This is a genomic window from Siminovitchia sp. FSL W7-1587 (genome assembly GCF_037963795.1).
Taxonomy (GTDB): domain Bacteria; phylum Bacillota; class Bacilli; order Bacillales; family Bacillaceae_C; genus Siminovitchia; species Siminovitchia thermophila.
The window spans coordinates 1,618,742-1,643,137 of the sequence record NZ_CP150169.1 but is presented as its reverse complement, the minus strand read 5'-3'; the positions used below and the strand labels follow the sequence as shown (position 1 = coordinate 1,643,137).

Genomic DNA, 24,396 nt, shown 5'->3' with positions numbered 1-24,396 from the left:
ACATTTCAGTATGATACGAAAAATGAAAACGAATCACCGTATAGAAAGAGGGTACTTATGCTGTATTTATATTTTATAAGACATGCGCAGACAGAATGGAATGTTGCGGGAAAAGTTCAAGGCCGGAGGGATTCCGGTTTAACTGAAAAAGGAGTGGAAGATGCGCGACTGCTTGGAGAAAAGTTCAAAGAGATAGATTGGCAAGCGGTTTACACGAGTCCGAGCAAGCGTGCCGTGAGGACGCTGGAGTTGATTCATGGAGAAAGCTTTTCTTCCTATACCGTTGATGGGCGACTGATGGAGATGGATCTTGGAGATCTGGAAGGAAAGACAATGGAAGAAATTAAGGAGCTTTATCCTGAGCAATATCATCATTACTGGCATCAACCAAGTAAATATGTTCATACGTCTGGGGAAAACTTTTACGAAGTAAAAGATAGAGTCGAGGCGTTAGTCAAAGAATTGCTATCCACCTATGAATCTGGCCATGTTTGTATCATTACCCATGGTGTTGTCGTGAAAATGGTGCAGCTTATTTTCCGCCAGCTTGACATGGACCAGCTTTGGAAAACTCCTTATATCGAAGGAACGAGTGTAACGGCTTTAAAAAGAGCCGGCAGCCAAATTGAAATTCTCTCGGAAGGGGATTTGAGCCATCTTTCATTGAAAAATCCAACTGTACAATAAGAGACGATCATGTATACTAAAGTCAAGTTGACAATTTCATATGGAAAGAATGGGGTGTCTTATGAAAAGACTTAATAGGGAAGTTGGTGAAAATCCAACGCGGTCCCGCCACTGTGAATGGGAGTGAGCTGAGTATCCACTGTGTTTCATTGCATGGGAAGGAACAGCGATCACGATGACCATAAGCCAGGAGACCTGCCTGATTCTTCACGCCATGAACCTACGAGGATAGGGAGGTGTACTGGTGGAATCGCCATCTAATATTGGATGGCTGTTCCAAACTGCACACATCTCTTGCGAAGAGATGTTTTTTTATTGAGAAAAAAAACAATTTACAGGGGGAGAAACATTGAAAAAATTCCACATTTTATTACTATCCATTTTCATGCTGTTCAGCCTGTTGACCGGTTGTAATCAGGCTGCTGAAAAAAGTGGAAAAACAGATCAACCATCCGAACAACAAACGAAACAATCGGAACAGGCGGCTTTTCCAGTCACATTAACGGACGGTAACGGAGAAGAGATAACGATTGAAAAGGAACCCGAAAGAATTGTATCCGCCCTCCCAAGCAACACTGAAATTGCGTTTGCCCTTGGATTGGGTGATAAAATTGTCGGCGTATCCGACCATGACAATTATCCAGAAGAAGCGGCCCAGAAGGAAAAAATCGGCGGCCTTGAGTTGAATATAGAAAAAATCCTCTCCTTAGACCCCCAGCTTGTGCTGGTTGACCCTTCCAATGATCAAAAAGCTGTAGAGCAATTAAAAGCGGCAGACATTCCGGTGCTTGTTGTCAACAGCTCGGAAAGTTTGGATGATGTGTATAAGTCGATTGAGTTAATCGGAAAAGCGACAAATACAGTGGATGAAGCGGAAAAGGTCATAGAGGATATGCGGAAAAAAATCGCCGATGTTGAAGCTAAGGTCAAGGGGATAAAAGAAGAAGACAAGAAAAAGGTTTTTATGGAAATATCTCCCGAACCGGAAATCTATACAGCAGGTAACAATACGTTTATGGATACACTCCTCACGATTATTCATGCAGAAAACGCCTCTAAAGAAATTGACGGCTGGCAGAAGGTAAATGATGAAGCTGTTATCAAGATGAATCCGGATGTCATCATTACTACATATAGCAACTATGTGGATAATCCGGTGGAACAAGTGTTAAAGCGTGAAGGCTGGACTGATATTACGGCCATTAAGGAAAAACAGGTTTTTGATGTGCACTCCGATCTCATCAATCGTCCCGGTCCCCGTCTGGCGGAAGGGGTTGAAGAACTGGCAAAAGCAGTGTATCCCGATGCATTTCAATAATTGGCGGATAGGGCGGGGATTCTCGCCGAACGCCATTTTTTAGAAGGAAACATCCTTACGAGGCACGATTCATTACCATATTAAGCATGAAAGAAGAGATTCCCATGATTGAAGTTATTCAAGCTTCGGGTGGCTATCGGCGTAAGCCTGTCGTTCAAGATATATCTTTTCAAGTACAAAAAGGGGAGTTTTTCGGCATCATCGGTCCAAACGGGAGCGGAAAAACAACGCTTTTAAAGATGATGAGCAATACGATGCCGCTTCAGTCGGGTGAAATGAGGCTGGCCGGCCGTCCCATCTCATCTTTTTCCTCGAAAGAATTTGCCCGGTTAACGGCTGTCCTCCCGCAAATGTCATCTTTGGCTTTTAATTACACAGTGAAAGAAACCGTTTCTTTAGGGAGGTATGCCCATCAAAAAAGCTTGTTTCATTCTTTTGATGAGGCAGATGAAAAGATCATTCACGAAGTGATGGAGCAGACAGGCATTCTCCAATATGCCGAAAGTCCGTTGGAAGAGCTCTCGGGCGGGGAAAGACAGCGCGTCTTTTTGGCACAGGCGTTGGCACAAAAGCCGAAAATTCTTCTTTTAGATGAGCCGACGAATCACTTGGATTTGGCCTACCAAAAAGAACTGCTCGATCTATTAAAAAAGTGGACAAAAGAAGAGAATCTCACAGTCGTTTCCGTGTTTCACGATTTGAACTTGGCTGGTCTGTACTGTGACCGCTTGCTGCTTTTGCATGAAGGAAAAAAGCAAATATGCGATGCGCCTGCTGAGGTGTTAAAAGAAGAAAGAATTCAGTGTATTTATAAAGCGGACATTGAAAAATATCCGCACCCAAAAGTGCCGAAACCACAAATGATGCTCGTTCCGCATCAATGGCCAAGTGGGCATAATCCGTTATTGCTGAAAGAAAGCATGCTGAAAGTATCGAATGAGACCATTACATTTGAATCACCGGTCCCGCTGCGGACGATGTCATCGGGGGTTACCGGATCAGGCGTGGGCTGGCACCGCTCTTTTGTCAACCGGCATGTGGACAAAAACTATCAATGCGACAATTTTAAGGAAGAGATGATCCTTTATTTAAAAGATCATGGATATGACCCGAATGAAACAGTCGGGATGATGACGGCGGTGAATCTGCACGATGTTTCCCACCAGGTGTTTGAGGAAGCTGGTTTGTCTGTGCTTGTTGTCGTGACCGCGGGTGCCGGGAATGCCGTCGATGCATCATTGGGTGAAAGACACCGGGTTCTCGTGTCCCCCGGAACCATTAACACATGGGTATTCGTAAACGGTAAGTTAACGGAGGAAGCTTTTATACAAAGCATTATGACGGCAACTGAAGCAAAGGTAAAAGCGCTGCACGAATGTCAAGTCGTCGATTCTTCGACAGGCACCCTTGCGACTGGAACATCGACAGATAGTATATTAATTGCGGCAACGCAGGAAGGGCCGTTTCTTCCTTTTGGCGGTTCGATCACGCTACTTGGCCGGCTGGTCGGCAAAGGTGTCTTTCTATGTACAAAAGAAGCGTTGCATAATCATTTACAAAGGAACGGCCTTCGTTGACCGCCCATTTAACAGCCATTGCCCTCGCGTTTTTGCTTGATTTGGCCATTGGGGACCCGCCCGATTGGCCTCATCCTGTTAAATGGATAGGGAAAATGATTTCTTTCTTAGACCGCCGCTGGAATCGGGGATCGCATCGGAAGTTAAAAGGAACAGCCATGGTCTTGGCTGTTATCGGCATGGTCTATATTACGGGATTTTTTCTTGTCTCGCTTTGTTATCACATCCATCCTGTTGCGGGAATCCTCGTTGAAGCAGTCATCATATCAACAACGATTGCTCAAAAAAGCTTGGGTGAAGCCGCTCGTGAAGTATACGAGCCTTTACGGGACGGAGACCTCCCGGAAGCCCGGAAAAAACTGTCTTATATTGTAGGCCGCGATACACTGGGGCTTCCGGAGGCAGAAATCGTCAGGGGGACGGTCGAGACGGTTGCTGAAAATACGAGTGATGGAATTACGGCGCCGCTTTTTTGGGGGCTTATCGGGGGAGCGCCGCTTGCCCTCGTTTATCGGGCGGTCAATACATGTGATTCCATGGTCGGCTATCAAAACGAGCGTTATCGGGAATATGGTTGGGCTTCCGCCAAATTGGACGATCTGTTCAATTGGATTCCGGCGAGGCTTACGGCTATCATGATGATGTGTGTCATGAAGCCGGTAAAAACAACGTATCGCCACGCATGGTCCGTATTACTCCGGGATGCCAAAAAACACCCGAGTCCAAACAGTGGCTGGGGAGAAGCGGCTGTCGCTGCTCTGCTCGGTATTCGCTTGGGCGGAGTGAATGTGTATCAGGGAAAAAAATCATACCGGATGGAAATGGGGGAGGGTCTGGAAAACTTGAACATCGACCATATTATGCAGACGGTTACGATCATGAAAAGGACTTCCCTGGTGTTCCTGCTGCTGATGATGATAGGGGGAGTCGCATGTGAACTGGCCTTTACATGGATCTAATCCAAAGTATCTATACGAATCACTGGATGTATTAAAACCCGGGCATGTGCTTGATTTTAGTGTGAATCTCAATCCATTTGGACCACCCCCTGCCATAAAGGAACATTGGGGGAGCTGGCTGGATCATATCGTCGATTATCCTGATCCGAAAGGTGAAAGGCTTGTTGAATTGATTGCCGCAAAGGAGCGGCTGTCGAATGACGCGGTTCTTTTGGGGAACGGCGGAGCGGAGCTTTTCACATTATTGGGGCAACTGTTGGCGAAACAAAAGATTATCATCGTTCAGCCAACGTTTACGGAATATGAAAAAATATGCCGGGCGAATGGCTGCATCGTTTCTTTTTTTCAACTGAGTGAAGAAAGTGGCTGGACGCTTGATACTGATCTTTTACTGGAACAAATCAAAGAGGCCGATGCGTTGTTTTTATGTCATCCGAATAATCCGACGGGGACGACTTATCCACAATCTGTTTTGTTGGAAATATTGGCGGCTTGTCAAGAGCATGACTGCTTTTTCATTGTGGATGAAGCATTTGAAGATTTTCTTGAGGAAAGGCATACGCTCGCATTTTGTGTAAAGGAATATTCCCGACTCATTGTTGTCCGTTCGTTAACAAAAATGTATGCTATCGCGGGTCTGAGACTTGGGTTTTTGCTGGCTTCCCCAGAAGTAGTGGCAAGACTAAGAAGTTTTCAGCCATATTGGGCGGTCAATTCGCTCGCATTATTGGCCGGTGAGTGTTGCTTGCAAGAAGAAGGATATGCTCGGAAAACGCGCCGGTGGGTAGCAAAGGAACGGCTTCGTATTCATGAAGCTTTGCGGTCAATGGGTTACATCTTGTCCGCCAGCCAAGTGAATTTTTATTTGTTGAAAGACCCGTTGCTTGCTGACCAACTTCCGCTTGTGACCTTTTTACTTGCAAAAGGAATTGTGCCGAGACACACGATGAATTATCCTGGTCTTGACGGCCGCTGGCTCCGGTTTGGAGTGAGACAGGCAAAGGAAAATGATGTTCTTTTGGAGGCTTTAGGGAAATGGAAACAGGGTTGACTTTTATTACAGGCGGCGCAAGAAGCGGGAAAAGCACGTTCGCGGAGCAGACAGCGGCTCGGTTGGCACTAAACGAAGGGGGCAAACTTCATTATATCGCCACGGGCAAACCGTCGGATGAGGAAATGCGGCTGCGGATCCGCCGGCATAAGGAGCAAAGAAAAGAAGGAGGCTTTCCATGGAGAACGTGGGAATGTCACGATCGTTTGGGGGCCATCGTTGCTCATTTTGGTCCGGAGGATATTGTGTTGCTGGATTGTTTAACGATTTTGTTGGCGAACGAGTTACGATTGGATGGAAAACAAGACCGGGTGCTGGAAGCGATTTTGCGTCCCATAGATGACTTGAAAAAACATTGTCGGGCATTGGTCGTTGTTTCGAATGAAGTGCTCAACGCTCCGCTGAATAATGATCGGCTCACGCTGACGTATGGGCATTTGCTTGGGAAGCTGCACCGGGAGCTTGTGAAAAGAGCATCGGCAGCATATTTGGTGGAAGCGGGAATTCCTGTTTTGATGAAGGGGATAAAATCATGAGAGTGATGATATTGGGGACAGCTTCAGATGCCGGAAAAAGTTTCATCACTTCAGCGCTTTGCCGATTGTTGAAAAACGAAGGATGGAAGGTCGCCCCATTTAAATCCCAGAATATGACAAACAACACGTTTTTAACAAAAGAGGGCGATGAAATCGGTCTGTCGCAAGCGATTCAGGCGAAAGCGGCAGGAATCGAACCATCCGCTTTCATGAACCCGATTTTATTAAAGCCTGTGGATGGCCGGACAGAGGTGATTTTATGCGGGAAAAAGACGGATTCGTTTTCATATGAAATGGGATTGGCTGCGATTAAAGAATCATTAAACGAATTGGCAAAGCGTTACGATGCCATCGTGCTGGAAGGCGCTGGAAGTCCTGTTGAAGTCAATTTAAGAGAAAAAGAGCTTGTCAATATGAGAGTGGCAAAGATCGCGGAGGCTCCAGCCCTGCTCGTGGCCGATATTGACCGCGGTGGGGTGTTTGCAAGCATTGTGGGAACACTCGAACTGCTCGCTCCTGAAGAAAGCAGACGGATAAAAGGCATTATTATTAATAAGTTTCGCGGCGATGTTTTGCTGTTCCAAGACGGTGTGCGCTGGATTGAGGAAAAAACCGGCGTTCCAGTTGTAGGGGTCGTCCCCTTTATGAATAACGGGTCTATGGGAGATTTGGCAGAAAACGTCAAAGAGCATCTTGATTGGCCGCGGATAAAAGAGATCATGGTTCGGTGGAAAAAACGATGAGAAGCTATTGGTTCGGTTTCCTTATCGCTCTTCAGTTTTTTAGCACGATTCCGATTCGTAAAGAAATACCGATGACTTCGGTGTACGTTGAGCGTGCTGTTCGATTTTTGCCGTTCTTGGGCATGCTTCAAGGTTTGGTCTATTCCGGATGCTTATACATGTTATTGGAATGGTCGCCGTTTTCCGATCTTGCCGTGTCATTTATGATCTGGTTTTTGATGATTGTGGTTACCGGCGGGATTCACCTGGATGGCTGGATCGACAGCAGCGATGCCTATTTTTCCTATCGGGACCGGGTAAAACGTCTGGAAATCATGGTTGATCCGCGAGTGGGAGCGTTTGGCGTCATCAGTATCATCGTGCTACTAGCAGCGAAATTCCTTTTTATTTATGAGATTGTTCAAAAGGCTGAAGATGTTACATATTTATGGATCATGCTGATTCCTGCTTTAGGTAAAATGGTTGCCGGGCTGATGCTTTTATTTGTACCGGCTGCGAAAAACGACGGGCTGGCCCATTTTTTTCAACAAGCATGCAGGCGGCAAACAGGATGGGTATATCCTATTTATCTTCTCGTTTTTTTATGGAATACAGAAGCTCTCTTGATGATCATTGCTGCCATTTTGTTGTTCGTTATGTGGAAAAAAGTGGCCAAAACAGCATTTGGCGGGATCACAGGTGATATCGTCGGGGCCGCTACTGAGGGGACGGAAGCCGGATTATGGATGATCGTTTGGTTATTACATTATTACGCCATGGGATGACGGATGAGAATGAGCGGTCTGCCTACATTGGCTGGACAGATTCTCCCCTGAATAAAAAAGGCCGGGAAATGGTGCGGGCGCTTTCCAGTCATGTGATATCGCCCGGTGTTATTTTTTCAAGTAGCGCTGCTCGCTGTTTGGAAACAGCCGGTATCTTATTTCCTAGGCAAACTGTGATGGCGCTCACCGAATTAAAGGAGATGCACTTTGGTGATTGGGAAGGAAAAACTTATGAGGACTTACGGCAATTGAAAACTTACCAAGCGTGGCTTGATGCCCCTTTTTCTAAGGGACCTGACAGTGGAGAATCGTTTGACCAGTTTACCGCACGAGTGCAAACTGGCTGGGATTTCATAAAAGCGCACATCGAAGCAGTTCAAGTTAACAGCGCTGCCGTCATTACTCACGGAGGAGTGATTCGCTTTTTGTTATCGAAGGTGGCGCCGGAAAGCAAAGCTTTTTTTGAATGGCATGTCCCGTTGGCTTCTGGATACGAACTCGTTTGGACAAAGGAAGGATTTAGGAGGGGTGACACATGCATTTCGTTACAGGAGGTGCCTTTAATGGAAAGGCCGAGTGGGTGAGGTCGTTTTACAAACTTCATAAAGAAAGTTCATTCAATTGGTTTTCCGCTTATCGGGAGGATGCCCTTCCGAATGATCTTCCTGAAAGCCGCATCGTCGTGTTGGAAGGTGTTGAGCAATGGATTTTGCAAATGGGCTCCGCCTTTACCCAGGATACGGGAAGAAAATGGATCGAAGCCTGGCTTGATTGGGAAAGAAGCGGTGAGCGAACAATTGTTTTAATAGGAACGGATATTTCTAAAGGAATTGTGCCGATGGAAAGAGAAGTAAGAGAGTGGCGTGATTTGACGGGCTGGTTTTACCAAGATGCGGTCAAATGCTGTGACCGGTTTGATTCGATCTGGTACGGTGTGGCAAAGCGCTTGAAATAAGCATCTTGATCGTAGTCCGTATAAGAGATTGCTAGTATTTTGGTGATCGGCGGCTCGTAATCGCGAGTTCAGGAGAGTGGGGAGCATGTCGTGATCAGCGACGAGTGTTTGCGTAAAGCGGCTAGTATTTGTGGAAAGTAGCGAGTATTTGCGTAAAGCGGCTAGTATTTATGAAAATTAGCGAGTAATTCTGTAAAGTGGTAAGTGTTTATGGAAATTAGCGAGTGTTTGCGTAAAGCGGTAAGTATTTGTGGAAGTTAGCGAGTATTTGCGTAAAGCGGCAAGTATTTATGAAAATTAGCGAGTAATTCTGTAAAGTGGTAAGTGTTTATGGAAGTTAGCGAGTATTATCGTAAAGCGGCAAGTATTTGTGGAAAGTAGTGAGTATTATCGTAAAGTAGCTAGTATTTGGTAAAAGTAGCGAGTATGTTCATATTGGCTCGCATCCAGAATCATTCTGGTCGGAAATGTGGGAAAGACGATTAACCATTTTGGGGAGGGGAAAGTGTTGAAAATTTATACGAGAACGGGTGACAAAGGAAAAACGAGCATTATTGGCGGCCGGGTTGATAAAGACGATATTCGGGTGGAGGCGTATGGAACGGTCGATGAGTTGAATGGTTTTGTCGGGCAGGCAATGGCGGAGCTTGATCGTAACCAATTTGCGGATGTTCTGGATGATCTGGAAAAAATTCAGCATGAACTGTTTGATTGTGGCGGGGATTTGGCCAGTGTTTCGAAAAAACGGCCTTTGAAGTTAACGGAAGAGGCGATCACATACTTAGAAGAGAGGATCGACAAGCTTGTTGAAGAAGCACCAAAATTGGAGCGGTTTATTTTACCGGGGGGCACGAAGCCTGCCGCATCCATTCATATCGCTCGAACTGTGACGAGAAGGGCGGAACGGCTTGTTGTGAAGTTAATGAAGCAAGACGAGTCTCTTTCTCTGGTCACTTTGCAATATTTGAACAGGCTTTCCGATTATTTTTTCGCGCTGGCCCGGGTTATTAATTTCCGGTTGAATGTGCCAGATGTCGAGTATGTCAGAAGCGCGAACGTATTCCGTGACGGAAAGCGCAAGGGGAAGAAGGATGAGCGTTAAAAAGATCAGCTTGCTCGCGTTGTTTCTGGCTCTGTCAGTCATCGGGGCTTCGATTAAAATTCCTTCCTTTGTTGGAAGCATTGCTTTGGATTCCTTCCCGGCACTCCTTGCGGCCGCATTGCTTGGCGGAAGGGCGGGCGGTTTTGTGGCGGGTTTCGGCCACCTGTTATCTGCATTAATTGCCGGGATGCCGTTGGGACCGGTGCATTTTATCATTGCTCTAGAAATGGCAGTGATCGTCTGGATGTTTTCATGGGTATACCGGAGCGGCAAAAGGAAAACGGCGGCCATCCTTTTTATCCTAAGCAACAGCCTGATCGCTCCTTTGCCTATGATTTTTCTTTTCAACACAGCATTTTACGTAGCCATTGTTCCTTCTTTGCTCCTTGGTGCGGCATGCAACACTATTGCGGCGCTTCTCATTATTCCAAGGTTTGAAGGCATTTTCCAAAAAAGGATTTGGGGATCAGCAAGATGAAGAGAGATGTTGCTATCATTCCGTTTAATGACAGGCTGGAACTTGTTGTGGCTTGTGACAACAGCGGGGCGATCGGAATGAAGCCGGACGATCAAGTGGCTGTTCCCTATGAGATTGTGTCCTATTACAGTTTTCGCGTCGCTTTTATGGAGTGCGTGTCGGCAGGAGCTGTCCCGTTTTCTGTTGTTCTTTACAACTTTTGCGGAGATTGTGCCTGGTTTTCTCTTAAGGAGGGGATTACAAAAGGGATTCGAGAATTGGGTTTGGAGGAGCTTTCTATAACCGGAAGTACGGAAACAAATTTTTCCTTAAGTCAGTCAGCTGTTGGCATTTCTGTCCTGGGTAAAAGAGAGAAACGGAAGGAAGCTCCCTTGTGTTTGACGGAACAGATGAAAGTGGCAGTCATAGGGAAACCGCTAGTCGGGAATGAGGTCATTGAATGTAACGGAGATGTGGCGCCGCTACGTCTTTTTCAATGGTTTTCACGTCAAAAAAAGGTGCTTGCCATCGTTCCCGTCGGTTCCAAAGGCATTTTATATGAATTGAGGGAGCTTTTTGCGGCCCAATCTTTACAGTTTTCCTCTCCATTGAACATGGAAAAAACAGCGGGTCCATCGACTTGTTTTATTGTCGTATATGACGCTGCGGCAGAAGACAACATTCGGATGCGCGCCGGGCGACTCTTTCACCCGGTACAAGTGATTACGTAAAGTATTCAATTTTTCCTTCCGGGAAATATGTTTCGATATACTTGAACAATGTTTCTTTCATTTCTGTCTCTTCTTCTTTCGGATAAATATATTTACCAATGCCGTATTTACCCCATTTATAACGGCGTCTTTCTTCATCCAGTTCGAGTTTGGTCATCGGGTAATTTTTTTGAATTACTCTCTTGGCCGGTTTTGTAAAGCGATGCTGGATCAATTCGAACGTCACTCCATTTTTCGCCTCATCAGGCAGTTCGGCACTCAGTTGTTCGAAAAGCTGCCTGTAACCTTCCTGCCAACCTTCGTGCAAATAAATCGGCGCAATGATGAAGCCAAGGGGATACCCGGCGTGGGCGACCTTTGCGGCGGCTTCAATCCGCTCGTGTAACCGGGATGTCCCCGGTTCAAAATATTTGATCACGTATTCCGCGTTCATGCTAAAGCGAAAACGGGTCCGCCCGTTATGTTTGGCATCAAGCAAATGGTCAACGGTGTTAAATTTTGTCACGAACCGAAGCCTGCCAAAATCCGATTGTCCGAAATATTCGATTGCTCTTTTTAACGTATGCGTCAAATGGTCAATCCCGACGATATCTGATGTGCAGGATGCTTCAAACCTTGTAATTTCAGGGGTTCGTTCATCAATATACTGTTGTGCCGCCTGTAAAATTTCATCGACATTGACATACGTTCGAATATAAGGTTTGCTGCCCATCGTCGTTTGTAAATAACAATAATGACAGTGGCCCATGCAACCCGTTGCAAATGGAATGGCATATTCGGCAGATGGTTTGGATGTGTCAAATTTTAGCGTCTTTCTCAACCCGACAACGAGTGTTGATTTGGCAATCCGGTACCTTTGAAAATCATTCTCTCCCGGCAAATTACGGATTTGGTTGTGTGAGGTCGTATACCGGATTTCTGTTCCCAAGTCGGTAAATTTTTGAAACAGTTGTTCCCCAAGTGGATATTCCATTGCTTTTGGTTCGAAGTATACAAGTTGCGGCATAAATGGCTTCACCATTTGCTATCCCTCCTTTAGGTTTGTATGAAAAATTATTCAACTGAGCCAAAGTAGTAGTTATAAGCTTTTTCAGCCTCTTCCTCCGTACGGTAAATTGCCATATCCTCCGTGATCGGATAGTACGTTTCGTACAGGAAAACGGCAAGTTGGCCCGGGTGATCGGGATCGCTGACAATGGCCGCCTCTTGAATCATGGCAACGTTTTGCGTATGGGGGTTGCGGTACAGGACATAAACAATGTCTCCGGGAGAATACGGGGGTTCAAATATATTCATGAAAGATTCTCTCCTTTTTACGTTATTATGGCTTGGATGGACTGTTCCATACAGAATAGCTACTTTTTTCGCTTCTTTAATGATAAAATGAAACCATGATAAAAGACCTAGCGCACTTTTAGTTCTTTTTGGCCATAAAAAGAAGTTTCAATTTTCTTAAAGATCAATCTATAATGAAAATAAGATATCTTTGAGGTGATCTATTTGATAAAAAGAAAGTTGATGCAGGAGCTTTGGGAGGACTTTGTTTGGCATGGACAGCTCCATAGAGCTGTCAAAAAAGAGGTACGGGAGGCATGGCTGCGTTCAAAAGCTTATGGTGTGGATCCGTATATCCATAGGGGAACAAATGTGATGTCGCCTAGTGAATTGAAAAGTCTGCAGTTGAAGAAAAAGGAATTTATCAGCATTTCTCTCCCGCTTATGGAACATCTTTTTTCCATTGTCAAAGGCTCGGGTTTTCTTGTTATTCTGTGTGACGAACATGGCCGTCTTATCAAAATGCTGGGTGATAAGGAGCCGTTACGATTGGCCGAGAAAGTTCAATTTCTGGAAGGGGCGTTATGGAGCGAAGAGGCAAAGGGGGCCAACGGGATTGGCACTTGTATCGCAAGAGGAAAACCTACACAAATTTGGGAGTTCGAACATTATATACAAGCAAGCCATCCATGGACGTGTTCCGCAGCTCCGATCCGCAATTCTGCGGGAAATATGGTTGGCGTTTTGAATATGTCGGGGCTGGGAGGGAAAGCTCATCCCCACACGCTTGGTTTGGTTGTTCCTTCTGCAGAGGCCATCGAGAAGCAATTACAAATGTTAGAAAAATCAAGAGGCAACGAAGTGAAGAACCGACTTTTGGAAGTCACGACGGATACGTTTGCTGAGGGAATGATCATCATTGATACATATGGGAAAATTATCAAGACGAATCGAGTGTTGCAGCGGATCATCCAAAAGAAAGAACATGAATTGCTCGGAAAGCATGTTACGGACATTTTTATAAATCGCATCTTCTATGATTTGCCAGCTATTCCAAATGACCTGCATCAAGAAATAAAACTAAAATTGTTAAACAATCTAAAACAGACTCATGTGTTGCTTACCTCCAAAACGATCTTTCAACATAGTCAAAAAATCGGGAAATTATTAACGATAAAAGAAATTCAAAGAGCAAGGCCATTCATCGATCCGCTTTCAGGCAGCCAGGAGAAAGTGACATTTCGAGATATTGTTGGTAAAAGCAAAATCATCCGGAAAAGTAAGCTGGAAGGCAAAAAGGCCGCCCGTTCTGATTCCAACGTGCTGCTCATTGGCGAAAGTGGGACAGGCAAAGACATTTTTGCGCAGTCGATCCATAACGAAAGCAAGCGAAAACATAAACCATTTATTGTGATCAATTGCGGCGGCGTTCCACGTGATTTGCTCGGCAGTGAGCTTTTCGGCTATGAGGATGGCGCTTTTACGGGTACACGGAGAGTCGGCAGTTCGGGAAAGTTCGAACTTGCGGACGGGGGAACGGCTTTTTTAAATGAAATTGGTGAAATGTCTTTGGAAATGCAAGTGGTTCTGCTAAGGATTTTACAAGAAAAAGAAGTTGTCCGGATTGGCGGCCATAAGATGATTCCAATCGATGTTCGAATTATCGCAGCGACAAATAAAAATTTGCATGAGGAAGTAGAGAAAGGGAATTTTCGGGAAGATCTATTTTTCCATCTGAACGTCATCCCGATTCATCTTCCGCCTCTCCGGGAAATAAGGGAAGATATTCCATTACTGGCCGCCCATTTTATTGAAAAATGGGCAGAGAGATGGGGCAAGCCTTTTATCAAGGTATCTCCTTCATTTTACGATACGCTTCAGCTATACGAGTGGCCCGGCAATATTCGTGAGCTCCAACATATATTGGAGATGGCCTTGGTCAGAATGAGCGGATGTGAGCTTGGCATGGAAGTGTTGCCGGCAGATTTATCCCGCATATAAGGTGCCGTAAGACTCCCACATTAAAATCTTGAGTGAATACAAAATGTCCAAGTGGGAGAAACGGCACCTAACTGCCCGATTGGTTCAACTAACATTCAGTAGGAGATGGAAGAAAACGCCTACTGAATGAAGTTTCACTTTATTTGGAAGACTGATGCCCCAGTATAATGGGGAGGTCCCATTAAAGGAACAGATTAAAAAACAGGCGCTGATTCGCTCCATCCAGCTTTGCAACGGCGATTACAGCTTGGCCGCAAAACACTTGGGAATAGCGGGAAGCACTTTATACAGGCAGTTGAAAGGTATGGGTTTCGTCGATAGGCAATGATTGATTTTATATCCCCATTTTTTAACGAAGTGTCATAGTCGAGCAAAAGACGTTTAAGCGGTCCCGGGTTATCGTCATGGGGAAGTGTTTTTGAAAACGATATAATTTTTTGAAACTTTATAATATAATGTAGTTGCACAATTTTTTCTTAAAGATGTTGAAAATTATGTAGGGAGGAAAGTAAGCATGCCCAAGACAATGTTTAAGCTGGATCTTAGCAAACCAATGGAGGGACAGGCTCACCCGGGACATAATCGGTGGCACCCTGATATCCCGGCCGCTTTTTCGGTCAATCCGGGAACGGCATTTCGGATGGAGTGCAAGGAGTGGACGGATGGTCAAATTCAAAATAATGACAGTCCTAACGATGTAAGGGACGTAAATCTGGAACGCGTTCATGTGTTGAGCGGGCCAGTTTACGTAAATGGGGCAAAGCCGGGAGATTTGTTGGTCGTTGATATTTTGGATATAGGCGCTTTTCAGGAATATGAATGGGGATTTAATGGGATTTTTGCAAAAGAAAACGGTGGCAGCTTTCTCGTCGACCATTTTCCGGAAGCGCAAAAATCCATTTGGGATTTCGAAGGGATTTATACAACTTCACGCCATGTGCCTGGGGTTAAGTTTGCAGGAATCATTCATCCGGGTCTCATCGGAGTGGCGCCATCGCTGGAACTGCTGAACGAGTGGAACAGGAGAGAGGAAGCATTAAAGGCAACAAATCCCGATCGGGAGCCGCCGCTTGCCAATTTGCCAACACCTGAAAGCGCCGTTTTAGGAACACTCAAAGGTGCCGATTTTGACCGGGTAGCCAAGGAAGGTGCACGGACCGTGCCTCCAAGGGAAAACGGCGGAAACTGTGATATCAAAAACTTGTCGAAAGGATCCAGAATTTTCTTCCCGGTGTTTGTGGACGGAGCAAAGTTGTCGGTGGGAGACCTCCATTTCTCGCAAGGGGACGGGGAAATTACATTCTGCGGCGGAATTGAAATGTCGGGATGGATCGACCTGAAGGTCGATGTCATCAAAGGTGGAATGGAAAAATATATGATTAAAAACAACCCTGTTTTCAAACCGGGGCCTGTCGATCCTCTTTACACCGACTTTCTCGTCTTTGAAGGCGTTTCTGTTGATGAAAAAGATGGAAAACAACACTATTTGGATGCCAACATCGCTTATCGGAGGGCATGCCTAAACGCGATTGACTACTTAAAAACACTTGGATATACAGGTGAGCAGGCATACATGCTGCTCAGTTCGGCACCGGTTGAAGGCCATGTCGCCGGCATTGTCGATATTCCGAACGCTTGTTGTACGGTTGCGATACCAACGCAAATATTTGAAAAAGACATCATGCCGAAATAACAGGAGGAAATATTTTGCCAAGCTATACATTTCGTTGCAATGATTGCGGGGAGTTTACATTGGTTTTTCGGAACATGGAGGGGAACCGGGGGAGTGCCGGATGTCCGGAATGCGGAATGCTGGCAAAACGGGTATTTTTACCGCCAAACTTGTATTCCATGCCGCAAGTTTTGAAAACGAGAATTGAAAATGGCATGGAACCAAGGCGGATGAGTCGAAAAGAACTTGGCCCGAGCATCCCAAGAAAAAGGACGCCATCCATCAATCGCCCTTGGCAGGTTTGATAATGGGATGATCGGGTATTTTCACCGTGGCCAAACAAGGTAGTCCAGAGGAGCGTTGGAATGTAGTGACCATCGCTCCTATCTGTTTATGGCGGGAACCGTCGCTTGCTACATAAAGTGTTAAACGGCTTGAACTCCTAAAAATCATTATTCTCATGCAATCCCTTTTAGTTGCAGTAAGATATCTTATCTTGTATTCAAAATAGCACTCTGGGAGAAAAAATGAGAGAGTATGCGGGCAGAATGTACATGCCATAGACTTGAATTTACTCGTTCAGGGTGAGAATAAGAAGGATAAAGCAATCAGCTGTTTTTTACTGGAACCAGTTCCATCATCATAAGTAAGGATCAGAAGATGATGTCAAAGTTTTAAATGCAAGAGGAGAGCGTTCAAAGGCCGACATGGACACTCTCCTTTGACTCCACTAGCATAAAATCAAAGTGAGTAATGATGATGAGTAAAATCTGAAAATTTAATGTTCTGGATATGTCCTTTGGATTGTATGTTTCTCAACCTCATAAACTTATTAACGCCTAACGCCTTCCACCGTCTCCCTTCACTATTTATAACGAAGCATCGTTATTATAATGGTGCAACTATTGTCTTCTAAAAAGCTTTATCAGAAAAACTGATCTGCTTCAACTTATTTTCATTCATTGATCTTTATACTAAAAAGCGCCCATTAACATTTCACAAACGAGCTCTGACGCCTTGTGTATTGTTCCATGAAGGATCGAAACGGATGCCTGTATTTCATTTTGGGACTGTTATCAGCTCTGCCACCTTGGCGCTCCTAACAAATTCCTCATTCAGCAAAAAGACGAATAGTGGCTGATGTTTCTTGCTTACTTGTAGATAGCGGCAAAATGTTGGCGCATATAGCTCCTTGTGCTTCGGGCAAGCACCTTGGTACAGCGACGGCATATGATACAACAGAAAAAAAGAGAGGAAGATAGCCGTTGAAAAGTTTTACGGTCGACCAAGGACTTTTGAAGGAGGTTGCAAGAGCTGTCAATGGGGAGTACAGCGCCATACAGTGTTATACGAAACTGATCGAGATGGCACCGACAAAGAAAGAAAAAAAGATCATAACGGAGATTCGGGAAGATGAAATTCGGCATTTTCATGAGTTTTCTGCACTGTATATGTTCCTTATCAAACGTCAACCAGTACCAGAGATAAGCGAACCATGTCCGGATCGATATCGTGAGGGATTAAGGTTCGCTTTTGAAGATGAACAAGACACCGTTGATTTTTATCTTCATGTCGCGGATCGGGCAAACCACCCATATATGAGGCATGTGTTTCGAAGGGCCGCCGCAGATGAGCAGAACCATGCAGTTTGGTTTTTATCGCTGTTGACTCTTATGTAAAAAAAGTGCTCTCCTTGTCTTTTTTTGAAAAAGGGCGTGACAAAACTTCCTTCCAATCTACATTATTAGAGAGAGGACAATCTTTCCGAATGAAGAATATGTATTAGTACAAGTGAAAATCGGGGAGGGTCTGTTGTGGAAAAAGAAGTATTTACTTCCGAGGCAGCCAAGGCATTGGGAATTGGGGTCAGCACCCTCAGAAATTATGCAGTCATTCTGGAGTCAAAGGGTTACGGTTTTCAACGTGGAGCAAATAACGGACGGATTTTTCGGAAAAAGGATTTGGATAACATAAAAGAAATGATCGACAGCATTTCCAAGGAAGGCTGGACAGTGGAGCAGGCGGCAGAAGCTACAGCAGCACAGGTGGCCAGCCGGGGTGAGCAGGTTCTCCCTAGTGCAGAAAAAGAAATAACAATTGGAAAGTTGACGGAAAAAATCCATTATTTAGAAGAAAAACAAGCCGAACTGGCAAATATTAATGAAAAGCTGACAATGAAAGTAGAAAAACTGGCCGAAAAAATAAAGGATCGAGAACGTGACCAGCTTTTGCTTGAACGTTTAGAAGCAAGCCGAAATAAAAAGAAAAGAAGAGCCATTGCGTTTTTTCGTTCATTCATGACCTTCTCGGAAAAAAAATATCTCCGTAAATAGAGCAAACGGATTCGTTTGCTCTATTTGGTTTTGCGTTTTTTACAGCGGGTACGTATAAAATATAATTCTTTTTTAAAAGGAGGAAACCTTATGAGCAAGAATAGAAAAATAGAAGGAACTTGGGATAAAGTGAAAGGCGAAGCGAAAGATACTTTTGGTGAAGCGACGGATAACAAGCGGCTTCAGGCGGAAGGAAAATGGGACAAGGCAAAAGGAGAAGCAAAGAAAAAATATGAAGAAGCAAAAGACCGCTTTTCGGATATGAACCCAAGCGAATAAAAGGGAGGGCTATTCCAGCATATTGATGGAATAGCCCTTTTTCAAAAAAACAGGTTTATTCGATAAAAAATAGGGGATATATAAAGAAAACTTTTAACATTTGATAGAAATTTTGTGAATTATTTTGTAAGCGATACACACTACATAAAATTTAAGGTAAAATGTCATTAGTGGAAATTCTAAATGAGGTGGTCTTTTTGCAAAGAGATCATGAGCAATTGGAACAAATGATCAATAGTCTTATGGAGATGGGAGTGAACATTTCAAAGACGAAGTCAAGGCTTGAACTAATGGAAGTCTTTGCTGAAATCGAGACAATGCCAGGTTATACTGAATGCCAATTTTAGATATAGAGTAGTAGAGACTGGGACACAACAAAATCAGCTGATGAAAAAACGAACAATAAAGTGAAACTTCATTCAGTAGGGCTCCTACTGAATGTTAGTTGAACCAATCGGGCATTTAGGTGCCGTTTTCTCTTGTATTCACTCAAGATTTTGAAGTGGAAGTCTTGCGGCACCTTACAAGCGGGATAAATTGTCCCAGTGTATAATGCGTAAGCTTTTAGCGTAGTCAAAATAGGTAGACTCCTGCGGGAATAGTTCGAGCTGAAGATCCCGCAGGAAAGCGGCCTTTGCTATCCGAGAAAGCTGAAGAGACCTGCGGAAAGCGAAATATGTTGATGTAGCGATGATAGGGATTTTTTAACACAATAGGGGCCGGGACATAAATTAAAAGCTGATTCATATTCGTAAAGATCGTGAGAATAAAACCGCGTGAAATCAAGGTTTTTAAACTTGATTCCATGCGATTTATTTCATTTTACAGGGTTTGTCCCAGCCCCTTATTCATGCGTTTTTTGGTGCTTTCCACATTAATATTATATAATCATTTTGTCGAAATGCATCATTTCCTGGGTAATAAAATGGTCATCCAGAAGGAGTTACCTCAATCACATGAATATGTTTAGCGTCCATGGATTTTACATGAAATTGATATCCTTCCGCTTCGATTACATCCCCTTCCTGCAAATCGTATTTTTGTGTTAAAAGCCAGCCGCCAATGGTGTCAATATCTTCACATTCGATATGGGTCGCCAAAAGATCGTTCACTTCTTCTATTAAAACTTTGGCATCAAGCAGGTAATGTTTTTCCCCCTGTTTGCGAATGTATGGCATTTCATCTTCATCAAATTCATCTCTGATTTCTCCAACAATCTCTTCTAGTATATCTTCAACCGTCACAATGCCTGCGGTTCCTCCGTACTCATCAAATAAAACAGCTATATGGTTTCGTTCTTTTTGCATTTTAACAAGGAGCTGTTGGATCGGGATTGTCTCAATGACACGGATGGCCGGCTTTACATATGGTAAAATCGGCTGGTTGTCAGTGCAATTGTCTTCCATGCAGTCGGTTAGAAATTCTTTGATGTTGACGACCCCAATTATGTTGTCTTTATCTCCGTCAATAACAGGATAGCGGGTAAAACGCTGCTTCTTAATGATTTTCATCATTTCACTAACAGTGGCTGATTTATCAATTGTCAAGATCTCTGTTCTTGGAACCATGATTTCTTTTGCTACCCGGTTATCGAATTCAAAAATCCGATTCACATACTGATATTCCGACTGATTGATTTCCCCGCTTTTTAAACTGTCCGATAAAATAATCCTGAGTTCTTCTTCGGAATGGGCAATATCTCCTTCCGAAGCGGGCTTGACTCCAAATAACCCCACTATTAGGCGTGCCGCTCCATTCAACAGCCAAATGAAGGGAAACATGATTTTATAAAACCAGATAAGCGGTATCGCCACCGCAAGAGTAATTTCTTCTGCCTTGTGGATGGCAAATGTTTTTGGAGCGAGTTCTCCGATTACGACATGGAGAAATGTGACCAGGCTGAAGGCAATGACAAAAGAAAGGACTCCTGACAATGGCTCAGGTATATTCAGGCTCTCAAAGATAGGTGTTACGATGACTTGAACCGTTGGCTCTCCAAGCCAACCAAGTCCAAGGGCAGTTACGGTAATGCCCAGCTGGGTTGCTGATAAATAACCGTCTAAATTTGCCACAAGGCGCTTGGCTATAGCGGCCTTTTTATTTCCTTCCGCCATCAATTGATCGAGGCGTGAACTCCTGACTTTTACGATGGCAAACTCTGATGCTACGAAAAATGCTGTTAAACCAATGAGTAAGATGACGAGTAAAATGTTGATAACAAGCAATGGAGCATCCCACTACCGGATTCTTTTTTCATCCGGATGGGACTTCACCTCCTATTGGAAAAGTCTGTTCGTTGTATCCCTACTTTACCCTCTAAATGGAGATTCTTATCATGATTCCGGCAGATTTTTTAGTTATTTTCCACAAAAAGGAATTTGTTTCCTGGAAGAAGTTGTTTGTGATAAAAAACGCCCCATTTCCATTTAATTGATATACACGTATTCAATGTTGACATGTCCCCAAATGGAACGCCTGTAAACTATTGGTTTTTGAATTGGTGAAATTTGTAGTAAATATGTAATACTACAACAAGTTATTTTTGCTATTATATAGATATACCAATAGGTTCATCGTTAATCTGATGTGGAGGATGTATCGTTGAGAAATCATTCTGGCGGTAAAAATGTAATATACGTACATATGAACTATACGCACAAGTATGTATTGTCATATGGGATTGAGTTTCCAGAGTTTATGGACAGCATTCCATTTAAGCCTGCGAATCTTTTGCTATTGAAGCATAAATTTGAGGACGGATATTTTAATATGCATACACTTCTTCATTACGCATCGGAAGATAGCATTCAGCAACTGATGAATGATCATGTCGATCGATATGGTGATTTTTGCTGGATTGATTTTACGGATGAGGATGATTTAAATGAAATGGAAAGCCAATCATTGGCGGAGCTTTTGTATTTAAGCCATATGAAAGCTCCGCTCAGGCCGCCATTTTATCGAATTCTTGGAAACCAGTATGCCTATCTTACCCAGGAAGACGGCTTCTTCAATAGAACTTATTATAAACACTGGGAGCACTTTTACGGCATGCTTGGGGGTGTGTTGTCCACCAAGATCAGTCCGAAAAGAGAGCGTTCATTTTTTGGAAGATTGCGGAGCCGATCCATTCCTCCGGTCCCGTTTGAAGTGTTACAAGTATATACTGACTTCATGTGTGAAGGGCTCGCTTTTTCCCTTGAAAAAGTCACCGTTGACAGGCAAAGAGCCGTTATTCCGATTTGGGTGATGGGTGACTTTCAGGACATGGATGAAATGATGGAGGAATTTGAGGTTCGAAGCAGGAGAGCACCTGCGGGAAGGCTTGTCCTTGACCGAAGAAACAGTGAATGGCAGGCGATCATCTATTAAAAAATGGGCGGGAAGTCGCATTTCTCCGCCCATTTTTCCTCTTTTACACGGCTTTAAGCCGTTGCTTTTTTGTCTACCGTACTGTCAAGGAGCACTGCGATAGCTCCATCCCCTGTAACATTACACGCAGTTCCAAAACTGTCTTGCGTGATGTAAAGGGCGATCATCAAGGCGGTCATTGCCGGTCCGAATCCAAGCATTGATTCCAGCAGGCCAACCGCTGCCATCACGGCTCCGCCTGGAACGCCGGGAGCGGCAACCATTGTGATTCCAAGCATCAAAATGAACGGCATTAAAGATGCTAATGTGTAGGTATGACCCTGCATAAACATGACAGCCATGGCACAACTGACAATGGTGATCGTGCTTCCCGACAGGTGGATCGTAGCACACAGTGGAATGGCGAAATCAGCAATGCGCTCTCGTTTTACAATTTTTTTGCCTTGTTTTAATGTCACCGGAATCGTTGCTGCAGATGATTGTGTTCCCAGGGCTGTAAAGTAGGCGGGGACCATCGTTTTTAACATCGAAAACGGATTTTGCCTGCTTGTCGTGCCCGCAACCGTGTATTGAATCATTAGGTACGTTAGGTGAAGCAGGATAATCATGATAAATACTTTTATAAAGACGCTTAAAATAGCTCCAACTTGTCCTGCATGCGTCATATTGGCGAAGATGCCGAATATATGGACAGGTAGTAATGGGATAATGACCTTTTCAATCGTTAATTGAATGATGGATCGAAAATCCTCGGAGAACTTTAACATGGTTTCGAGTTTGAGAGCGGCAATACCGATTCCTATTACAAATGAGAATAGCAATGCCGACATGACTCCCATCACTGGTGCCATTTCAACGGTGAACATGGGTGATGCCAGTGCTTCCTCCGGGTTGGTGAACTCTTTGACAGATTGATTGTTCAACAAGTTGGGATATAGTATTTTAGCTGTAAGAAAGGCGAGCAGTCCGGCTCCAATGGTGGAAAGATAAGCAATCCCAGCCGTAAACCCCAGCAGTTTTCCCGAGCCTTTTCCAACGGACGCAATTCCGGGAACGATAAATCCAATGATTAATAATGGGATAATAAAGTTAAGAAAGTTTCCAAAGAGTCCGTTGAATGTTGCAAATATACGCACAAGCCATTCGGGAGAAACAAGACCAATCAAAATGCCGAGGACAATCGCGATGATAATTCTGGGCAATAAACCAATCTTTTTCAAGATAAACCTCCTTTATAAAAATCTTTTTTTAAGGGAACGTGAGAGTGGCGTCTGCATTATTATAGCATAATTTTTGAGGATTTCGATTAGTTTTAAATTTTGGAAAAATGATAGTGAATCCCTTCTTGAACACCAAGGCTTTGCACGCCTGCTTGCCCAAATGCATATTTTAAACTGGGCTGATGAAAACCATTTGTTTTTCGGCAAATCATGTTAAAATAAAAGACATGTCATGAAGATAGGGGATGTAAGAAGCAATGAAATTGTGTTTATTATATGGAGGAAAATCCGCAGAGCATGAGGTTTCACTGCAAACAGCCAAAGCGGTGATCGGAGCGCTTGATAAAAACAAGTTTGATATTTATCCTATTTATATTTCCAAGCAAGGGCAGTGGGCCGAAGGATCGAAAATTACAGACACAATCACAGATGTTGCCCAACTGCAGCTTTTAAATAACAATTCTAACGAAGGGCTGAGCAGCACTGGTGAAGATCAGCTTTCACATAAATCTACAGATATGATTCCATCTTCTCTTCAGTCTGGTTACGATGTTGTTTTTCCGCTTTTGCACGGTCCGAATGGAGAGGACGGCACGATTCAAGGATTACTGGAAGTGTTGAATATTCCATATGTGGGAAATGGCGTGCTTGCATCGTCTGCCGGGATGGATAAAGTGACGATGAAAAATTTGTTCGCACAGGCGGGGCTGCGGCAAGTAAAATATGTTTCGTATATTCGCAGCGTTTGGGAAGCAGACCGCGATACCGCTTATAATGAAGTGGAAGCCCGGTTTGGGTATCCGTGTTTTGTAAAACCGGCCAATCTCGGATCGAGTGTCGGCATTAGCAAATGTGAAAACCGGGAAGAATTGGTTGCGGCATTTGAAGAGGCCTTTCGCTATGATCGCAAAATCATCATTGAGCAGGGGGTAACGGCACGCGAAATTGAGATTGGCCTGCTTGGAAATGATGAAGTTTCCTGCTCGGTTGCGGGGGAGATTGTTCCTAAAAAAGCATTTTACGATTATGAGGCAAAATATCAGGACGGATCGACCGAACTTGTCATTCCGGCCGATATTTCCGAAGAGCAGTATGCGGAGCTCCGTGAAATGGCGATTGCCGCATATAAAGAATTGGATTGTTCAGGGCTGGCGCGGGTTGACTTTTTTATAACAGAAGATGGCCAGGTACTGATCAATGAGGTGAATACAATGCCCGGATTTACACCGTTCAGCATGTTCCCGCTGCTTTGGAAACACACTGGTCTTCCATATGCTGAACTGATTGAGCGTCTCATTGACTTGGGCATAGAGCGTTTTGAGGAAAAACAAAAGATTACCCATACTTTTTAAGGAGGTATTCCG

General features: G+C 44.1%; 27 protein-coding genes and 1 riboswitch. Of the genes, 23 read left to right on the top strand and 4 right to left on the bottom strand.

Translation table 11 applies throughout. The features are described from left to right. The first annotated feature begins 57 nt into the window (after nucleotides 1-57). From NST31_RS07695 to NST31_RS07635, 13 genes are all read left to right on the top strand, one after another. The gene (locus NST31_RS07695; protein WP_339164833.1) at nucleotides 58-687 is read left to right on the top strand and encodes a histidine phosphatase family protein; all 630 of its coding nucleotides are present in this window, start codon (nucleotides 58-60) and stop codon (nucleotides 685-687) included. Between the two features lie 35 nt (nucleotides 688-722). Next, nucleotides 723-905, top strand: a riboswitch (cobalamin riboswitch). 131 nt (nucleotides 906-1,036) lie between these two features. After that, nucleotides 1,037-2,005, top strand: coding sequence for an ABC transporter substrate-binding protein (locus NST31_RS07690; protein ID WP_077111452.1), 969 nt, complete (start codon nucleotides 1,037-1,039; stop codon nucleotides 2,003-2,005). A 104-nt stretch (nucleotides 2,006-2,109) separates the two neighbouring features. Then, the gene (locus NST31_RS07685; RefSeq protein WP_339164832.1) at nucleotides 2,110-3,582 is read left to right on the top strand and encodes an adenosylcobinamide amidohydrolase; all 1,473 of its coding nucleotides are present in this window, start codon (nucleotides 2,110-2,112) and stop codon (nucleotides 3,580-3,582) included. Further along, the gene (gene cbiB, locus NST31_RS07680; RefSeq protein WP_339164830.1) at nucleotides 3,579-4,541 is read left to right on the top strand and encodes an adenosylcobinamide-phosphate synthase CbiB; all 963 of its coding nucleotides are present in this window, start codon (nucleotides 3,579-3,581) and stop codon (nucleotides 4,539-4,541) included. The genes NST31_RS07685 and cbiB overlap by 4 nt, the downstream gene beginning before the upstream one ends. Beyond that, nucleotides 4,516-5,592 (top strand): threonine-phosphate decarboxylase CobD, encoded by a 1,077-nt coding sequence (cobD, locus tag NST31_RS07675; protein ID WP_339164828.1) that lies wholly within the window; start codon nucleotides 4,516-4,518, stop codon nucleotides 5,590-5,592. The genes cbiB and cobD overlap by 26 nt, the downstream gene beginning before the upstream one ends. Continuing rightward, on the top strand, nucleotides 5,577-6,128 hold the full coding sequence (locus NST31_RS07670; protein ID WP_339164826.1) for a bifunctional adenosylcobinamide kinase/adenosylcobinamide-phosphate guanylyltransferase: 552 nt from the start codon (nucleotides 5,577-5,579) through the stop codon (nucleotides 6,126-6,128). The genes cobD and NST31_RS07670 overlap by 16 nt, the downstream gene beginning before the upstream one ends. Beyond that, nucleotides 6,125-6,871, top strand: coding sequence for a cobyric acid synthase (locus NST31_RS07665; protein ID WP_077111447.1), 747 nt, complete (start codon nucleotides 6,125-6,127; stop codon nucleotides 6,869-6,871). Before NST31_RS07670 ends, NST31_RS07665 begins: the two co-directional genes overlap by 4 nt. Continuing rightward, nucleotides 6,868-7,635 (top strand): adenosylcobinamide-GDP ribazoletransferase, encoded by a 768-nt coding sequence (cobS, locus tag NST31_RS07660; RefSeq protein WP_077111507.1) that lies wholly within the window; start codon nucleotides 6,868-6,870, stop codon nucleotides 7,633-7,635. Before NST31_RS07665 ends, cobS begins: the two co-directional genes overlap by 4 nt. Next, nucleotides 7,593-8,219, top strand: a complete 627-nt coding sequence (locus NST31_RS07655) for a histidine phosphatase family protein (protein WP_339164825.1) — start codon at nucleotides 7,593-7,595, stop codon at nucleotides 8,217-8,219. Before cobS ends, NST31_RS07655 begins: the two co-directional genes overlap by 43 nt. Next, nucleotides 8,171-8,590: a bifunctional adenosylcobinamide kinase/adenosylcobinamide-phosphate guanylyltransferase gene (locus NST31_RS07650; protein WP_339164824.1), complete on the top strand. Its 420-nt coding sequence runs from the start codon at nucleotides 8,171-8,173 to the stop codon at nucleotides 8,588-8,590. The genes NST31_RS07655 and NST31_RS07650 overlap by 49 nt, the downstream gene beginning before the upstream one ends. Nucleotides 8,591-9,098: 508 nt before the next feature. Beyond that, nucleotides 9,099-9,692 (top strand): cob(I)yrinic acid a,c-diamide adenosyltransferase, encoded by a 594-nt coding sequence (locus NST31_RS07645; protein WP_077111444.1) that lies wholly within the window; start codon nucleotides 9,099-9,101, stop codon nucleotides 9,690-9,692. Next, a complete protein-coding gene (locus NST31_RS07640) occupies nucleotides 9,682-10,170 on the top strand; it encodes an ECF transporter S component (protein ID WP_339164823.1) in 489 nt (162 codons plus the stop codon). Before NST31_RS07645 ends, NST31_RS07640 begins: the two co-directional genes overlap by 11 nt. After that, nucleotides 10,167-10,880, top strand: coding sequence for an ATP-binding protein (locus tag NST31_RS07635; RefSeq protein ID WP_339164822.1), 714 nt, complete (start codon nucleotides 10,167-10,169; stop codon nucleotides 10,878-10,880). Before NST31_RS07640 ends, NST31_RS07635 begins: the two co-directional genes overlap by 4 nt. On the opposite strand, the gene splB is transcribed toward NST31_RS07635, so the two are convergent. Both splB and NST31_RS07625 read right to left on the bottom strand, forming a co-directional pair. Beyond that, a complete protein-coding gene (gene splB / locus NST31_RS07630) occupies nucleotides 10,873-11,901 on the bottom strand; it encodes a spore photoproduct lyase (protein ID WP_077111441.1) in 1,029 nt (342 codons plus the stop codon). The genes NST31_RS07635 and splB overlap by 8 nt on opposite strands. Before the next feature lie 32 nt (nucleotides 11,902-11,933). Next, nucleotides 11,934-12,176, bottom strand: coding sequence for a transcriptional regulator SplA domain-containing protein (locus tag NST31_RS07625; protein WP_205179564.1), 243 nt, complete (start codon nucleotides 12,174-12,176; stop codon nucleotides 11,934-11,936). Between the two features lie 204 nt (nucleotides 12,177-12,380). Here NST31_RS07625 and NST31_RS07620 point away from each other — a divergent pair, with 204 nt between their 5' ends. The 8 genes from NST31_RS07620 (at nucleotide 12,381) to NST31_RS07585 (ending at nucleotide 18,787) form a co-directional block, all read left to right on the top strand. After that, the gene (locus NST31_RS07620; protein ID WP_339164820.1) at nucleotides 12,381-14,156 is read left to right on the top strand and encodes a sigma-54-dependent Fis family transcriptional regulator; all 1,776 of its coding nucleotides are present in this window, start codon (nucleotides 12,381-12,383) and stop codon (nucleotides 14,154-14,156) included. A 154-nt stretch (nucleotides 14,157-14,310) separates the two neighbouring features. Beyond that, nucleotides 14,311-14,484: a helix-turn-helix domain-containing protein gene (locus tag NST31_RS07615; RefSeq protein ID WP_205179568.1), complete on the top strand. Its 174-nt coding sequence runs from the start codon at nucleotides 14,311-14,313 to the stop codon at nucleotides 14,482-14,484. A gap of 186 nt (nucleotides 14,485-14,670) precedes the next feature. Continuing rightward, nucleotides 14,671-15,849, top strand: coding sequence for a formamidase (gene fmdA, locus NST31_RS07610; protein ID WP_077111438.1), 1,179 nt, complete (start codon nucleotides 14,671-14,673; stop codon nucleotides 15,847-15,849). Nucleotides 15,850-15,863: 14 nt separating this feature from the next. Beyond that, entirely contained in the window at nucleotides 15,864-16,133 is a 270-nt protein-coding gene (locus NST31_RS07605; RefSeq protein WP_077111437.1) for a zinc ribbon domain-containing protein, read from the top strand. 960 nt (nucleotides 16,134-17,093) lie between these two features. Beyond that, nucleotides 17,094-17,507, top strand: coding sequence for a ferritin-like domain-containing protein (locus tag NST31_RS07600; protein ID WP_077111436.1), 414 nt, complete (start codon nucleotides 17,094-17,096; stop codon nucleotides 17,505-17,507). A 135-nt stretch (nucleotides 17,508-17,642) separates the two neighbouring features. Beyond that, complete coding sequence (locus NST31_RS07595; RefSeq protein WP_339164817.1) at nucleotides 17,643-18,161, top strand: hypothetical protein; 519 nt, start codon at nucleotides 17,643-17,645, stop codon at nucleotides 18,159-18,161. A 90-nt stretch (nucleotides 18,162-18,251) separates the two neighbouring features. Continuing rightward, nucleotides 18,252-18,440 (top strand): CsbD family protein, encoded by a 189-nt coding sequence (locus NST31_RS07590; RefSeq protein WP_077111434.1) that lies wholly within the window; start codon nucleotides 18,252-18,254, stop codon nucleotides 18,438-18,440. A 197-nt stretch (nucleotides 18,441-18,637) separates the two neighbouring features. Beyond that, entirely contained in the window at nucleotides 18,638-18,787 is a 150-nt protein-coding gene (locus NST31_RS07585; protein WP_205179575.1) for an Lmo0850 family protein, read from the top strand. Between the two features lie 582 nt (nucleotides 18,788-19,369). Here NST31_RS07585 and NST31_RS07580 read toward each other — a convergent pair. Continuing rightward, the gene (locus NST31_RS07580; protein ID WP_205179577.1) at nucleotides 19,370-20,665 is read right to left on the bottom strand and encodes a hemolysin family protein; all 1,296 of its coding nucleotides are present in this window, start codon (nucleotides 20,663-20,665) and stop codon (nucleotides 19,370-19,372) included. A gap of 376 nt (nucleotides 20,666-21,041) precedes the next feature. On the opposite strand from NST31_RS07580, the gene NST31_RS07575 reads away from it, so the two are divergent. Then, nucleotides 21,042-21,812: a hypothetical protein gene (locus tag NST31_RS07575; RefSeq protein ID WP_339164815.1), complete on the top strand. Its 771-nt coding sequence runs from the start codon at nucleotides 21,042-21,044 to the stop codon at nucleotides 21,810-21,812. A 53-nt stretch (nucleotides 21,813-21,865) separates the two neighbouring features. Here the strand turns inward: NST31_RS07575 and NST31_RS07570 are convergent, their stop codons facing one another. Next, the gene (locus NST31_RS07570) at nucleotides 21,866-23,032 is read right to left on the bottom strand and encodes a dicarboxylate/amino acid:cation symporter (RefSeq protein WP_339164813.1); all 1,167 of its coding nucleotides are present in this window, start codon (nucleotides 23,030-23,032) and stop codon (nucleotides 21,866-21,868) included. A 257-nt stretch (nucleotides 23,033-23,289) separates the two neighbouring features. Between NST31_RS07570 and NST31_RS07565 the strand changes: the two genes are divergently transcribed. Further along, nucleotides 23,290-24,384 (top strand): D-alanine--D-alanine ligase, encoded by a 1,095-nt coding sequence (locus NST31_RS07565; RefSeq protein WP_077111429.1) that lies wholly within the window; start codon nucleotides 23,290-23,292, stop codon nucleotides 24,382-24,384. The last annotated feature ends 12 nt before the right edge of the window (nucleotides 24,385-24,396 follow it).